Genomic DNA, 12,940 nt, shown 5'->3' with positions numbered 1-12,940 from the left:
CCGGCGGCATCAGCTGAGCGCATAGACCATCAGGCAGATCACCAGCGCTACCGCGGAGCCCGCCATCAACGTGTACTGGCGATGTGCCCGACGTGCATGCGGCCGCACTTCCCGCAAGTACTGCGCGGGCGGCGGTGCATCCGGGCGGTGGCGCAACCCCTCGGCAATGTCGGCCAACTGGCCCTGGATCAACAGCCCTACCAGGTAGTAGGTGCTGGCAAAACTGGCCAGGGTCAAAAGCAGGTATTTCATGCCGCTGGCGCGTCCAGCGGTACGCCAATGGCGCAGGAAGCCAGGGTATCCAGCACGATCATGCCTTCGTCACGTTCGCCCAGCGCCGCCAGCAATTGGCCCTGGCTGCCCCAGGCGGCCGAGCCACCGGCACCCACGAAGTTGTCGGCAGGGCCGACGCAGTTGGCCATCAACACCGGAATACTCAAGTTACGCGCCACTTGCGGGTAGTGCTCGTAGCCTTCGCGGATACCCTTGGCAGTCTTCGCCACGCTCACCAGGTACAGCTGCGCGCCACGTGCGCGCGCGTCTGCGGCATGCGCCATGAACATCGATTCGTAACAGATGGCAGGCGCCACCTGCAGCTGCCCGGCCGCGAACACCAGTGGCTGGTCACCGGCCGCGAAAAACGCCAGCTCGTCGGCATGCAGGCGCTGTTTGGCGTACGCCAGCGGCGGCTGGCGGGGGCGCAGGATCGGCATGCCGATCTGTATGCCCGCTGGGGTAGGCAGCGGCAGGCCCACGGCGATGCAGATATTCAGGCGGTCACAGAGTGCCTGCAACGGCTCGAGCCGGGCAGAGTTGATCGGCAATGCCACCTGCCGGGCCAGGGTGGGCTCGTAGCCGGTCAGCGACAGTTCGGGAAACACCACCAAGTCGGCGCCCAGCGCTGCGGCCTGCTCGATGCAGCGCAAGTGCCGGTCAAGGTTGCCTGGCAAATCGCCTTTGCGTGATGCCAGCTGGACGGCGCAGAGTTTCATGGGTGAGTCCCTTCCCTGATACAGATCGAAGGGCCGAGCATACTCTCGGCAGGATCGCCTGTGCCAGTGAAGGGATTTTCAGGAGGCTGGCTGGGGCGCGAAACGCTGGCGGAACCAGTCGTTCAACATGGCTTTTTCCGCAAACAGCCGGTCGCTGCTGCTGGTCACCCGGCCCGGGCGGCTGAGGTACATCTTGTCACTGACCCGTTCTTCAGCCTGCTGGCTCGGTTGGCCGGGCTGGCTCAGGGTGTAGCTGAGGTCGATGGTCGGCCAGGTGATGTCGCGCATGAAGCGCACATCGTAGGCACGGCTGTGCCACGGCTCGAAACGGCCGGCCAGGTCGATGTCACGGATGTCGATGACCAGTTGCTGGCCCGGTTGCAGGTAGCGCTGGCCAAGCTTCTGCAGGAATTGAGCAAGGGTCTTGATCACGTAAGCGTCGGCGCCGCGCTCGTAGCCTGCGCTGTCCAGGCTGGCATCGCGGAATTTTTCCGGGTGATCGAAATGCACCTCGACCTGCGCAGGTGGGGTGGCTTGTGCCATGCTGTTGGTTGATAGCGCCATCAGCGCGGCACAGACAAGAACGGTACGCATGATGCACCTCCGGGGCGGGCTACGTATTCGTCCATTTTACGCCTGCCAGGGTGCGGCAGCAGAGGAACATTGTAATGAGCCGGTTTCGGCGGGTAGCCGCCAACAGCCACGGGCGTGACCTGGCCGTTGGCGATATTCACGGGCATTTTCGGCGCCTTGAGCAGTGCCTGGCCGCAGTGGGCTTCGACCCGCAGGTGGACCGGCTGTTCAGCGTCGGCGACCTGGTTGACCGCGGCCCGCACAGCGAAGAAGCACTGGCCTGGTTGGCCAAGCCGTGGTTCCACGCGGTGCAGGGCAACCACGAGTCGCTGGCCATCACCCACCTGTATGGCGGGCGGCTTGACCTGGAGATGTACCGGGCGGCGGGCGGTGGCTGGTTCATCGACTTGCCCAGTGACCAGCAAGCGGTGTTTGTCGAGCAGTTCCTGCAACTGCCGATTGCCATGGAGGTACAGACCCCGGCCGGTTTGATCGGCCTGCTGCACGCTGATAGCCCCTTCGCTGACTGGGCCGCATTGCGCGAGAGCCTGCTGTTCGACGATGACGCAAAAGTCCGCGAGGTCTGCCAGTGGTCGCGTCAACGCCTGAAGGCCAGTGATACCCAAGCCGTAGAAGGCGTGCGAGCCCTGCTGGTCGGGCACACACCGGTGTTGCAGGCCAAACGGTTGGGCAACGTCTGGCACCTGGACACCGGTGGCTGGGCCAGTGGCCATTTCAGCCTGATGGACATGGCCACCTTGGCCCTGCTCAGCCCTGCACCAGGTGAACCAGCAACGCCGCCGCCAGCAGCATCAACATGACCCCCGATGCCCGCTCCAGCCCGGGCAGTGCATGGGTGAAGCGGCGTAGCAGGCGTTGATTGCCGATGGCCACGGCCACCAGCAGGTCCCAGAGCAGCACGATGCTGAACATCCAGGCACCATAGGCCCACTTCCAGCCGGCACCACTGCTGGCGACCATGCTCGCCAGGCTGGCATAGAACAGCGCGTTCTTGGGGTTGAGGATGCCAGACACAAAGCCCATGCTCAGCCCCCGCCACCAACCCCGAACAGCCCCGCGCGCGTCGACGACAGCCAAGTCGGACTGCCCGGCATGGCGCAGGAACAGCGCGCCGATGTACAGCAGGTAGGCCGCACCGGCCAGCTGCAGGGCGATGAACAGCGCACTGCCTTCGCGCAGGATGGCCAGGCCGGCGAAGGCCACGCCGATGAACAGGCCATTGGCCAGGGCGATGCCCAGGCAGGCACCGCTGGCCACGCGCCAACCGGCATTGATCGAGGTGCGGGCAACGAGGAAAAAGTCCGGCCCGGGTGACAGCAGGGCGAGGAAGTGGGCGAGGGCGACGATCAGGAACTGCTCCATGGGCTGGGCTTGCTCAGGTGAGAAAGCCGCAGTGTGGAGGCAGGCCAGGCGCGGGTATTGAAGATTATTGCAGGTGGGCCGACACCTGCCGGTATTCGCCAGGCGTCACTCCCACGTGCGCCTTGAACACCCGCTGGAAATGGCTCTGGTCGGCGAAGCCCAACCGGTAAGCCACCTCGGCCAGGGCAAGCCCTTGGCGGAGCAAATGCCGGCCATGGTTAACCCGGGCATTGATCAGGTAGGCATGCGGCGTCAGCCCGGTTGCGGTGCGGAACGCCCGGATCAACTGGTAACGGCCAAGGCCTGCCTGGCGGGCCAGTGCTTCAAGGCTCAACTGTGCAGGATCTTGCGCTTCGATATGCTCGATCAGGCCTTTCAAGGCTGGCAGGGCCAGTTCAGGCGCTGGAGCAGGCGCCAACGGCGGGTGGGTGGAAAAATCCTGGTCCCCCATGAAGGCGATCAGCGTGGCTTCCTTCTCGCCGATGCTCGCGGCAGAAAACAGCAGATCATTCAGCGCGCAAAACGCGTGATACAACGCCGGTGCCCGGCTGATTCGGGCCGGTGCCCCAGGCTCGGCCGCATCAAGCCCGGATTCCAGGCGCATGGCGGCCAGCCAGTGCGCATCCACATGCAGCATCTGGTAGCTCCAGGCCTCGCCGGGCGCGGGGTTGCACGCATGCACCCGCTGCGCGGGCACCAGCACCACGGTGCCTGGCGTCAGGCGTTGCTGGCCTTCGGCAGCACCGGTGAAGTGGCTATGGCCTGCGTCCACAGCGCCCATGGAAAAGGTCGGGTGGCTGTGCGCCTTGTAGCAGGCGCGGCTATGGCAGGCGCGGCGGCTTTCCACCCAGGGCAGGGCGGGGTCGCGCCAGAGGGAGGCTTGGGCTAAAGCGCGAGTGCGAGACATGGCGGCTTCCTCGGTAGGGCCGCAAGCTTAGCAGCGCCAACCATACCGGGGCAAAACGGAGGAGGCTCCCGGGCGGAGCCTCCCCAGGCCTTGGTCAGCTTCATCCATTTGGAGGGCGGCACAGCGTAAGCCAACAGGCGAGCCCGCATAGCGCATGGGGGGGGCCATACAGTTTTATTCTCTGGCTGTACCTTGACCGGATGGCCGGTAAGCGCCGAAATGACTGGCTGATGACAAGGAGAAGAACATGGACCTTTCGAGCCTGCTGCTATTCATCCCCGCCTGCTTCGCCCTGAACATGGCGCCGGGGCCGAACAACCTGCTGTCGCTGCACAACGCCAGCCGTTATGGCCTGCGTACCGCCTGCGTGGCGGGTGGTGGGCGTATCGTCGCCTTCAGCGGCATGATCGCCCTGGCCGCCATGGGCCTGGCCGTGGTCTTGCACACCAGCGAATACCTGTTCCTGGCGATCAAGGTGGCGGGCGCGGCCTACCTGTTCTACATCGCCTGGCAACTGTGGCGTGCCCCGGTGGGCGAAGCGCTGGTGGCTGGTGAGCAACCACGTGGCGGCTGGCGCCTGGCGCGGCAGGAGTTCTGGGTGGCAGCGGGCAACCCGAAGGCGATCTTGATCTTCACCGCCTTTCTGCCCCAGTTCGTTTCAGTCGGCAGCCCTACGCCAGTGAGTGAGCAGTTCCTCTACCTGGGTGTGCTGTTCCTGTTGCTGGAGTGGGCGGCGATCGCCATCTACGCGGGCCTGGGTGCCTACCTGCAGCGCTGGTTCAGCCAGCCCGGGCCGCGGCGGATGTTCAACCGGGCCAGCGCATCCCTGCTGGGCTGCGCTGGCCTAGGGTTGCTGGCAGCGCGCCGCTAGAACTGCCAGCGCACGCCCAGGTTCACGCCGCTGGCTTCCTGCTGGCGGCTGTCCAGGTTGCTGGCGTACTGCACACCGCCGTGCAGGCTCAGCGCTGCGTTCACCTGGGCGACCAGACCGGTTTCAAGCTGCAGCGAGGTGCAGCGGTAATCGGTCTTGATCGAGTCCACGCCATCAAACGTCAGGGTGTCGCGGCCACCGTCGCCATGCCACAGGTTGACCTGCGCGTAGGGCTGCAGCAGGCGGGCGCTGCTACCGGTGAAGCTGCCCTCCAGGCGCACGCCGAGGCGGCCGGTCAGCTCCACCTGGGCGTCGTAGGTAACATGCGAAATGCTGTCGTTGGCGCTGTCGAGTGACACCTTCTGGGCGATGAGCTGGGCCTGCGGTTCGACGGTCCAGCGTTCGGATACGCTGATCGGGTAACCGGACTCCAATGAAGCCGTCCAGGCGTGGCCGTTGATGTTCAGCTTGTCGCCACGCTGGGAGCGGGCGCGGCCGTCCAGGTCGGTGTACTGCAGCACGGCATCGAGGTACCCGCGCTGCGGGCCGACCAGCGTCCAGTAGGCACCCACGCTGTCCCCATCGAGCGTGAGGTCACCGACACTGCGGTCCTCGACGGCCAGGGCGAAGCCTTTTACATCAGCCTCCAGGCGGCTGTGGCTGACGTAAATGCCCACCTGCTGGCGGTAACCGCTGTCACTGACGCGGGCATACAGGTCCTGACCTACCTTGAAACCGTACAGGTCGCCGTCCAGGCTCGGGCTGACCGTGCCACTCCATTGCTGGCGCAAGGTGCCGCCATAGGCTTGGCCCCAGGCTGCGGGCAGGCCACCCTGGCCGTCGAGCAGTTGCTGATCGCCCTGGCGTTGGTGGAACGTGCCAAGGGCCTGGCGGGCGATAAGGGCGGCGCCGCGTGGGGCAGCCGCGTAAACCGGCACTTCGGGGCGGTACAGCGGCGTGCTGACGCCGGCTACCGGCGCAGGCAGTTCGGCCTGGCCAGGGGCGGGGGCTGCCACCGGCGGCGTGGCCGCCGGCTCCACGGGGTCTACCGGGGTGCCAGGGTCAACCGGTACGCCCGGCTCTGGCGTCACGGGGGCGACTGGCGGTGCCGCCACCAGCGTGGAACGCAGGAACCAGCTGTTTTCCGAACCTGCGGTGACACCGCCCTTGAACAGCCGGTAATCGTAGGCGCCTGCCGACAATGTCTGCGTCTGCGTAAACGCGGTGGCGCTGCTGGTGGCGCCGTCGCGGGCTTCGACCACCTGGATACCGTTTTGCGGCGTGGCCGCACCCGCGCCGCCCAGGTTGTTGACCAGCAGGCGGGTGCTGCCGCTGATGGCCCCTTGGCTGACCACCAGCCGGTCGGAGGCAGCGTCGTCACCGGCCAGTACGCTGTTCACACGCAATACGCCGTCGTTGCCTTGGTAATCACCCTTGATCGTGAGGCGCCCCTGGGCATCGTTGCCGCCGCTCAAGTCAATTGTGCCGGCGTTGGTTAGCGTTGCGCGTTGCCCTTCGGTGAACGCCGCAACCGTGCCCTGGCGGGAACGCAATGCGCTGCTGCCATCAAGGCTCAACGTGCCCGTTGCGCTATTGGCATCACCCAGCGTCATCGTGTCGTCGAGTGTAAGGCTGCTGTTGTCGGTCAGGCTGATCGACTCCCAGTTGGGATACAGCGCGCCGCCCGCCACCTGGCTGTTACTGAAGCGCACGCTGTCATTGCCGTCGCCGCCGTCCAGCGGGTTGACCAGGGTGTTGCCGTCGAGGTTGCTGATAGTGGCCTGGTCATTGCCCAGGCCCATGTCGACCCGGCCACCGATGCTGCCGCCCGACCAGTTGAAAACGTCGTCGCCGGCACTGGCCAGTACGTTGCCGCGCAGGGCGCCGCCACTGATGGTGATCGTGTCCACACCGCCACTGGTGCTGATGTTGCCGCCGATGGTGCCACCGCGCAGGATGATGGTGTCGTTGCCGAAACCGCTCACCAGGTTGCCATCGATGAGGGTCGCTACGGCCGTGTCCTGGGACATTTCGAAGAAGTTGTTGGCGAGTTTGAGGTCTACCCGGCCGATGCGCCCGCCACTGAAAATGGCCCGGTCGCCATCTTCGAAGGCACCGATGATGCGCCCGTCGGACATGCTGAAGGTGTCGTAGCTTTCACCCTGGTTCAGTGACTGAACCGTGCCGCCTGTCATGGTGAAGTCATCGATGGCCGGTGTCTGCACCACGGCACCCAAGGTGTCGCCGGCCGCGACGGTCAGGTTCGCAGCGTGAATCGCGGCAGGCAAGGCAAGCAGGGGTAACGCGGCAGCGGCCAGCAAGTGAGGAAAACGCATCGGCAGGTCTCCGTGTCCATGTGAGAGGGACCACTACCTGGCGCCCCCCGATGGGTGCAACACCGGCCCTGCCTGCTTTGTAAGTAAATGCCCGCCAGTGGACAACTGGCAGAAATGTTAGGTGGCCCGTAGCTATCAGTCGCGATAGAACGTCTGCACCAGGTGGTAACCGAACTTGCTCTTGATCGGCCCGTGCACCACGCGCAGTGGCTTCTTGAAGATCACCTGGTCGATCGCGCCCACCATCTGCCCGGGGCGCACCTCGCCCAGGTCGCCGCCGCGCTTGCCCGAAGGGCAGGTGGAAAACTTCTTGGCCAACACGTCGAAGGCCTCGCCGTTGGCGATGCGCTGCTTGAGCTTTTCGGCTTCGTCAGCGGTCTTGACCAGGATGTGGCGGGCTTGAGCTTTCATGGGACACCTGTGCTTCGGGGTAAAAAAAGGGCGCCATTATGCCTGATCGCGCAGCTGCGTGCGGTCACGCAACTGCACGAGCACCTTAGGGGCAAGGCGCGGGTTACTTATTCCACCTTGGCCTTCTTCACATCCTTCGACGCCGACCACACACGGTAACGCACCTCGACACCTTCCGGCACATACACCACGACCGGTAGCTTGCTGTTGTAGCGCAGCATGAAACCTTCACCGACTACCGGTACGAAGTCCTTTTTCTTCTTGCCGTCCGGGCAGGCCATCAGGGTGCTGGCAGGGCCGCCGACCTTGTCCAGGCGGTAGTAGGTGTAGCCCCAGCCTTCGAGGGTACGCTCTTCCAGGCTGCCGGCCAGGCGCTGGCGGTTGCAGTCGACCTCCAGCGTCTTGCCAGCCAGAATTTCCAGCTTGTAGGCGTATTCATCGGCTTGTGCCGGCAGGTGGATCACCTGCCGGGTGAAGCCTTTTTCTGCATCGGGGTAGGGTGCGACGTCTTTGAGGCTGGCGGCCATCGCCGGGGCGGCGGCTGCCAGGGTCAGGGCCAAAATCACGGGCAGTGGGGTTGGGCGCATACGGCCTCCTTGCAATTGAACGGGTGCCAGGCCAACGCCAGGCCCAGGCCGGCCATCACTGGGCCAACCAGCCACCATCGACGTTCCAGGCGGCGCCGCGGACCTGGCTTGCGGCCTCGCTGCACAGGAATAGTACCAGTTCACCCAGGTGCTCAGGCGTGACGAAGGCCAATGAAGGCTGTTTCTCGGCCAGCAGATCCGCCTGCGCTTGCTGCGGGTCAATACCCTTGGCGGCACGCTCGTCGATCTGCTTCTGCACCAGCGGGGTCAGCACCCAGCCCGGGCAGATAGCGTTGCAGGTGACGTTGCCGGTGGCCGTTTCAAGCCCCACCACCTTGGTCAGGCCGACCACGCCGTGCTTGGCAGCCACGTACGCCGCCTTGCCGGTGGAACCGACCAGCCCATGCACCGAGGCGATGTTGATGATCCGCCCCCATTCGCGCTCACGCATGCCCGGCAGCGCCAGGCGCGTGCCGTGGAACACCGCTGACAGGTTCAGGGCGATGATCTTGTCCCAGCTTTCCACCGGGAATTGCTCAACCGGCGCGACGTGCTGAATACCCGCGTTGTTGACCAGAATATCGACGCCGCCGAACTCGCGCTCGGCGAAGGCGAACAGTGCTTCGATCTGGGCCACATCGGCAAGGTCGGCCGGGTGGTGCGCAGCCTTGCCGCCATGCTGCGCAACCTCGGCCAGTGCCGCTGCGGGGTCGCCAAACCCGTTGAGCAGAATGTTGGCTCCGGCGCGCGCCAGGACCTGGGCGATGCCCAGCCCGATGCCACTGGTGGAACCGGTGACCAGTGCAGTTTTACCGCTGAGTGTCATGCCAATCCTCCTTGCAACGAAATGCCCGCGATAAGGCCGCTGCGCACTACCGCCGCGGATCAAACGCCTCCCGCAAGGCATCCCCGATAAACACCAGCAACGACAGAATCACCGCCAGTGCAAAGAATGCAGTAAAGCCCAGCCACGGCGCCTCCAGGTGCTGCTTGCCCTGCGTCACCAGCTCACCCAGCGAAGCGCTCCCGGCCGGCATGCCAAAGCCCAGAAAGTCCAATGCGGTCAACGTGGTGATGGCCCCGGTCAGCATGAACGGCACATAGGTCAGCGTGGCGTTCAGTGCGTTGGGCAGGATGTGCCGGAACATCACCTGGCTGTCCCGCAGCCCCAGGGCGCGGGCAGCCTTGACGTATTCCAGGTTGCGCCCGCGAAGGAACTCGGCGCGTACCACATCGACCAGCGTCAACCACGAAAACAGCGCCATGATGCCCAGCAACCACCAGAAGTCCGGCTCGACGAAGCCACTCAGAATGATCAGCAGATACAGCACCGGCAACCCCGACCATACCTCCAGAACACGCTGCCCAAGCAGGTCGACCCACCCGCCGTGGTAGCCCTGCAAGGCGCCGGCGACCACGCCAATCAGCACGCTGACCACGGTCAGGGCGAAGGCGAACAGCAGCGACACCCGGGTGCCGTACAACACCCGCGCGAGCACGTCGCGGCCCTGGTCGTCGGTGCCCAGCCAGTTGCTGCTGCTCGGCGGGCTGGGGGTGGGCACCTGCAGGTCATAGTTGGGGGTGTCGGCGCTGAACGGGATGGGCGCAAACAGCATCCAGCCACCCTGGCCTTCGATCAGCTGGCGTACATAGGCGCTGCGGTAATCCGGCTGGAACGGCAGCTGGCCACCGAACTGCTGTTCGCTGTAGCGCTTGAGCGCTGGCACGTACAGCTCGCCCTTGTAGCCAAGCAGCAAAGGCTTGTCATTGGCCACCAGCTCCGCCCCGAGGCTCAGCAGCAACAGGCCGGCGAACAGCCACAACGACACCCAACCCAGGCGGTTGCGGCGAAAACGCTGCAGGCGGCGACGCGATACCGGGGAGAGCATCAGCGGCTCCTCGCGTCGAAGTCGATGCGGGGGTCGAGCAGGGTGTACGACAGGTCGCCGATCAGGCGGATCAGCAGGCCCGCCAGGGTGAAGATGAACAACGTGCCGAATACCACCGGGTAATCACGCGACACCGCCGCCTCGTAACTCATGCGCCCCAGGCCATCGAGCGAGAAAATCACCTCGATCAGTAACGAGCCTGCAAAAAACACCGTGATCAACGCCTGCGGCAACCCCGCCAGCACCAGCAGCATGGCGTTGCGCAACACATGCCCGTAAAGCACCCGGCGCTCGCTCAGGCCTTTGGCCCGGGCGGTGACCACATACTGGCGGGAGATTTCCTCAAGGAAGGCATTTTTGGTCAGCAGCGTCAGCGTGGCGAACCCACCGATCACCAGCGCACCGACCGGCAATACCAGGTGCCAGAAGTAATCGGCGACCTTGCCCAGCAGGCTGAGCTGGTCGAAGTCGTCAGATACCAGGCCGCGTACGGGGAACCAGTTCAGCGAGGTACCGCCAGCGAACAGCACGATCAGCAGCAGGGCGAACAGGAACGAGGGCAGGGCGTAGCCGATCACGATCAGCGCGCTGCTCCAGGCGTCGAAGCGGCTGCCGTGGCGCACGGCCTTGCGGATGCCCAGCGGGATCGACACCAGGTAGGTGATCAGCGTGGCCCAGAAGCCCAGCGACAACGTCACCGGCAGCTTGTCGAGGATCAGGTCGGTGACCTTGGCACCGCGGAAGAAGCTCTGGCCGAAGTCCAGCCGCGCGTACTGGCCGAGCATCAGCCACAGGCGCTCGGGGGCCGACTTGTCGAAGCCGTACTGGCGCTTGATCTCTTCGATCAGTTTCGGGTCCAGGCCACGGGTGGCGCGGGATTCACCGTGCATCACTTCAGTGCGCGCCCCTGGTGCACCGCCGCCGATGCCTTGCAGCCTGGCCACGGCCTGCTCCACGGGGCCACCGGGCGCGGCCTGAACAATGGCGAAGTTGACCAGCAGGATCGCCAGCAGCGTGGGGATGATCAGCAGCAGGCGCCGCAGGATATAGGTGGTCATGGCGTGGCCTTTTGGCGCTCGGCCATCTGCGCGTTGGTCAGCGCGCTGGGGCTGACTTCCCACCAGCTGTCCAAGCCTTCGTCATAGGCGGGCTGCACCTTGGGCAGGCCGAAGCGGTTCCACCACACGGTCGAGCTGCCCGGCGGGTAATAGTTGGGGATCCAGTAGTAGTTCCACTGCAGCACCCGGTCCAGCGCGTGGGCGTGGCGCAGCATGTCGGCCTGGGTGTCGGCGCGCACCAGCCCGTCGATCAGGCTGTCGACGGCGGGGTCTTTGAGCACCATCAGGTTGTTGGAACCTGGGTCGTTGGCCGCCGCAGAGCCGAAGTAGTTGTACAGCTCGGCGCCCGGCGACAGGGTGGTCGCATAGCCGGTGACGATCATGTCGTAATCGCGGGCCATGACGCGGTTGACGTACTGCGCCGAGTCGACGTTGCGGATGTTCAGGGTGATGCCGATCTGTGCCAGGTTGCGTTTCCATGGCAGCAGCAGGCGCTCGAGGCCGGACTGCCCATTGAGGAAGGTGAAAGCCAGAGGCTCACCGGCCGCGTTCACCAGCCGATCATTTTCCGGGTGCCAGCCCGCTTGTTCCAGCAACGCCAGCGCCTGCAACTGTTGCGTGCGGATGATCCCCGAACCATCGGTTACCGGTGCCGTGAACACCTGGCTAAAGACTTCGTCCGGCACCGTGCCGCGCAGCGGTTCCAGCAGTTGCAGCTCGCTGGCATCGGGCAGCGCGCGCGCGGCCAGCGGGGTGTTGGCGAACACGCTCTGCTGGCGGATGTACAGGTTGCGCATCATCTGCCGGTTGCTCCATTCGAAGTCCCAGAGCATGGCCAGTGCCTGGCGCACGCGGCGGTCCTTGAACTGCGGCTGGTCGAGGTTGAACACGAACCCCTGGGCGGTCTGTGGCTTGGCCGGGCCCAGGTGGGCGCGCTGCAAGCGGCCGTCGTCCAGTTGTGCGCCGTTGTAGCCGAGGGTGTAGGCGGTTGCGGAAAACTCGCGGTTGTAGTCGTAGCCACCGCCCTTTAGCACCTGGCGCGCCACTTCGGTGTCACCGAAGAACTCGACGCGGATACGCTCGAAGTTGAAGCGGCCGCGGTTTACCGGCAGGTCCTTGGCCCACCAGCGCGGGTCGCGCTCGAAGGTGATGCTGCGGCCGTTGTCGATGCGCCCGATGCGGTACGGGCCACTGCCGACCGGCGTGTCGAAGCCGGCGCCGTTGGCGAAGTCGCGGTGTTGCCAATCGTGTTCGGGCAGCACCGGCAGGCTGGCGAGGTCCAGCGCCAAGGCGCGGCCGTGGGGCTGCTTGAAGTCGAAGCGTATGCGGTGCGGGCCTTCAACGGTAACACCGGTGACGTCGGCGAACTGGGTGCGGTACTTGAGGCTGCCCTGGCTCATCAGTTTCTCGAAACTGAACCGTACATCTTCGGCGCGTACCGGCTTGCCGTCGGCGAAGGTGGCCCTGGGGTCGATCTCGAAGCGTAGCCAGGCGTCTTGCGGGCCGCGCTCCATGCGCCGGGCGATCAGGCCATAGACGGTGTAGGGTTCATCGAACGAGCGCACCGCCAGTGGCGCATACAGCCAACCGTCGACCTCGCTGACGCCGGTGCCTTTGTCGATGTAGGGCAGAATATGGTCGAACTGGCCGATCTCCATGGCCGAGCGGCGCAGGGTACCGCCCTTGGGGGCGTCGGGGTTGACGTAGTCGAAGTGGCGGAAGCTTTCAGCGTAGCGGGGCGTTTCGCCGTAGACGGTGAGGGCGTGGGTGGGTGCAGCCAGGGCCGCAAGGCTCATGCACGCCAGTACCAAGCCCAGAAAAACCTGTAGGAGCGGGCTTGCCCGCGATGAGGCCCGGCCAGACAACGGCGTTGCCTGCTCGGGCCTTATCGCGGGCAAGCCCGCTCCTACAAGGATATTCATCGCCAGTGAGG

The 12,940-nt window shown here is 65.2% G+C and carries 14 protein-coding genes; 2 read left to right on the top strand and 12 right to left on the bottom strand.

From position 1 onward, the window contains the following. Nucleotides 1-9: 9 nt before the first annotated feature. From ABEH27_RS14535 to ABEH27_RS14525, 3 genes are all read right to left on the bottom strand, one after another. Nucleotides 10-252: a hypothetical protein gene (locus ABEH27_RS14535; RefSeq protein WP_346614253.1), complete on the bottom strand. Its 243-nt coding sequence runs from the start codon at nucleotides 250-252 to the stop codon at nucleotides 10-12. Next, on the bottom strand, nucleotides 249-992 hold the full coding sequence (locus ABEH27_RS14530; protein WP_346614252.1) for a carbon-nitrogen hydrolase family protein: 744 nt from the start codon (nucleotides 990-992) through the stop codon (nucleotides 249-251). Before ABEH27_RS14530 ends, ABEH27_RS14535 begins: the two co-directional genes overlap by 4 nt. Nucleotides 993-1,070: 78 nt before the next feature. Then, nucleotides 1,071-1,586: a DUF3016 domain-containing protein gene (locus ABEH27_RS14525; protein ID WP_346614251.1), complete on the bottom strand. Its 516-nt coding sequence runs from the start codon at nucleotides 1,584-1,586 to the stop codon at nucleotides 1,071-1,073. A 74-nt stretch (nucleotides 1,587-1,660) separates the two neighbouring features. On the opposite strand from ABEH27_RS14525, the gene ABEH27_RS14520 reads away from it, so the two are divergent. Beyond that, nucleotides 1,661-2,386 (top strand): metallophosphoesterase, encoded by a 726-nt coding sequence (locus tag ABEH27_RS14520; RefSeq protein ID WP_346614250.1) that lies wholly within the window; start codon nucleotides 1,661-1,663, stop codon nucleotides 2,384-2,386. On the opposite strand, the gene ABEH27_RS14515 is transcribed toward ABEH27_RS14520, so the two are convergent. After that, the gene (locus ABEH27_RS14515) at nucleotides 2,334-2,948 is read right to left on the bottom strand and encodes a LysE family translocator (protein ID WP_346614249.1); all 615 of its coding nucleotides are present in this window, start codon (nucleotides 2,946-2,948) and stop codon (nucleotides 2,334-2,336) included. The two genes, ABEH27_RS14520 and ABEH27_RS14515, sit on opposite strands and share 53 nt — an antisense overlap. 64 nt (nucleotides 2,949-3,012) lie before the next feature. After that, nucleotides 3,013-3,855: an AraC family transcriptional regulator gene (locus ABEH27_RS14510; protein WP_346614248.1), complete on the bottom strand. Its 843-nt coding sequence runs from the start codon at nucleotides 3,853-3,855 to the stop codon at nucleotides 3,013-3,015. A 247-nt stretch (nucleotides 3,856-4,102) separates the two neighbouring features. Here ABEH27_RS14510 and ABEH27_RS14505 point away from each other — a divergent pair, with 247 nt between their 5' ends. Next, nucleotides 4,103-4,726: a LysE family translocator gene (locus ABEH27_RS14505; RefSeq protein WP_346614247.1), complete on the top strand. Its 624-nt coding sequence runs from the start codon at nucleotides 4,103-4,105 to the stop codon at nucleotides 4,724-4,726. Here ABEH27_RS14505 and ABEH27_RS14500 read toward each other — a convergent pair. The 7 genes from ABEH27_RS14500 to ABEH27_RS14470 all read right to left on the bottom strand — a co-directional run bounded on the left by ABEH27_RS14500 (nucleotide 4,723) and on the right by ABEH27_RS14470 (nucleotide 12,929). Further along, the gene (locus ABEH27_RS14500; RefSeq protein WP_346614246.1) at nucleotides 4,723-7,062 is read right to left on the bottom strand and encodes an autotransporter outer membrane beta-barrel domain-containing protein; all 2,340 of its coding nucleotides are present in this window, start codon (nucleotides 7,060-7,062) and stop codon (nucleotides 4,723-4,725) included. The two genes, ABEH27_RS14505 and ABEH27_RS14500, sit on opposite strands and share 4 nt — an antisense overlap. A gap of 135 nt (nucleotides 7,063-7,197) precedes the next feature. Then, nucleotides 7,198-7,473, bottom strand: coding sequence for a peptidylprolyl isomerase (locus tag ABEH27_RS14495; RefSeq protein ID WP_009686637.1), 276 nt, complete (start codon nucleotides 7,471-7,473; stop codon nucleotides 7,198-7,200). A 107-nt stretch (nucleotides 7,474-7,580) separates the two neighbouring features. Then, nucleotides 7,581-8,060, bottom strand: coding sequence for a serine protease inhibitor ecotin (eco, locus tag ABEH27_RS14490; RefSeq protein WP_346614245.1), 480 nt, complete (start codon nucleotides 8,058-8,060; stop codon nucleotides 7,581-7,583). 55 nt (nucleotides 8,061-8,115) lie between these two features. Then, on the bottom strand, nucleotides 8,116-8,886 hold the full coding sequence (gene hbdH / locus ABEH27_RS14485) for a 3-hydroxybutyrate dehydrogenase (protein WP_346614244.1): 771 nt from the start codon (nucleotides 8,884-8,886) through the stop codon (nucleotides 8,116-8,118). Between the two features lie 46 nt (nucleotides 8,887-8,932). Beyond that, the gene (locus ABEH27_RS14480) at nucleotides 8,933-9,949 is read right to left on the bottom strand and encodes an ABC transporter permease (protein WP_346614243.1); all 1,017 of its coding nucleotides are present in this window, start codon (nucleotides 9,947-9,949) and stop codon (nucleotides 8,933-8,935) included. Further along, nucleotides 9,949-11,007: a microcin C ABC transporter permease YejB gene (locus tag ABEH27_RS14475; protein WP_346614242.1), complete on the bottom strand. Its 1,059-nt coding sequence runs from the start codon at nucleotides 11,005-11,007 to the stop codon at nucleotides 9,949-9,951. The genes ABEH27_RS14480 and ABEH27_RS14475 overlap by 1 nt, the downstream gene beginning before the upstream one ends. After that, nucleotides 11,004-12,929 carry an extracellular solute-binding protein gene (locus ABEH27_RS14470; RefSeq protein WP_346614241.1) on the bottom strand — a complete coding sequence of 642 codons (1,926 nt, stop codon included), beginning with the start codon at nucleotides 12,927-12,929 and terminating at the stop codon, nucleotides 11,004-11,006. The genes ABEH27_RS14475 and ABEH27_RS14470 overlap by 4 nt, the downstream gene beginning before the upstream one ends. Nucleotides 12,930-12,940 lie beyond the last annotated feature (11 nt).

This window comes from Pseudomonas sp. P39-UII1, assembly GCF_039672635.1.
Taxonomy (GTDB): domain Bacteria; phylum Pseudomonadota; class Gammaproteobacteria; order Pseudomonadales; family Pseudomonadaceae; genus Aquipseudomonas.
Note: the sequence above shows the minus strand (reverse complement) of the source record. Positions and strands in the feature narration are given on the sequence as shown.

What these genes read in the sequence shown, in the direction of transcription:
- ABEH27_RS14535 (WP_346614253.1), bottom strand. Translation starts at nt 252, where the DNA reads ATGAAATACCTGCTTTTGACCCTGGCCAGTTTTGCCAGCACCTACTAC.
- ABEH27_RS14530 (WP_346614252.1), bottom strand. Translation starts at nt 992, where the DNA reads ATGAAACTCTGCGCCGTCCAGCTGGCATCACGCAAAGGCGATTTGCCA.
- ABEH27_RS14525 (WP_346614251.1), bottom strand. Translation starts at nt 1,586, where the DNA reads ATGCGTACCGTTCTTGTCTGTGCCGCGCTGATGGCGCTATCAACCAAC.
- ABEH27_RS14520 (WP_346614250.1), top strand. Translation starts at nt 1,661, where the DNA reads ATGAGCCGGTTTCGGCGGGTAGCCGCCAACAGCCACGGGCGTGACCTG.
- ABEH27_RS14515 (WP_346614249.1), bottom strand. Translation starts at nt 2,948, where the DNA reads ATGGAGCAGTTCCTGATCGTCGCCCTCGCCCACTTCCTCGCCCTGCTG.
- ABEH27_RS14510 (WP_346614248.1), bottom strand. Translation starts at nt 3,855, where the DNA reads ATGTCTCGCACTCGCGCTTTAGCCCAAGCCTCCCTCTGGCGCGACCCC.
- ABEH27_RS14505 (WP_346614247.1), top strand. Translation starts at nt 4,103, where the DNA reads ATGGACCTTTCGAGCCTGCTGCTATTCATCCCCGCCTGCTTCGCCCTG.
- ABEH27_RS14500 (WP_346614246.1), bottom strand. Translation starts at nt 7,062, where the DNA reads ATGCGTTTTCCTCACTTGCTGGCCGCTGCCGCGTTACCCCTGCTTGCC.
- ABEH27_RS14495 (WP_009686637.1), bottom strand. Translation starts at nt 7,473, where the DNA reads ATGAAAGCTCAAGCCCGCCACATCCTGGTCAAGACCGCTGACGAAGCC.
- eco (WP_346614245.1), bottom strand. Translation starts at nt 8,060, where the DNA reads ATGCGCCCAACCCCACTGCCCGTGATTTTGGCCCTGACCCTGGCAGCC.
- hbdH (WP_346614244.1), bottom strand. Translation starts at nt 8,886, where the DNA reads ATGACACTCAGCGGTAAAACTGCACTGGTCACCGGTTCCACCAGTGGC.
- ABEH27_RS14480 (WP_346614243.1), bottom strand. Translation starts at nt 9,949, where the DNA reads ATGCTCTCCCCGGTATCGCGTCGCCGCCTGCAGCGTTTTCGCCGCAAC.
- ABEH27_RS14475 (WP_346614242.1), bottom strand. Translation starts at nt 11,007, where the DNA reads ATGACCACCTATATCCTGCGGCGCCTGCTGCTGATCATCCCCACGCTG.
- ABEH27_RS14470 (WP_346614241.1), bottom strand. Translation starts at nt 12,929, where the DNA reads ATGAATATCCTTGTAGGAGCGGGCTTGCCCGCGATAAGGCCCGAGCAG.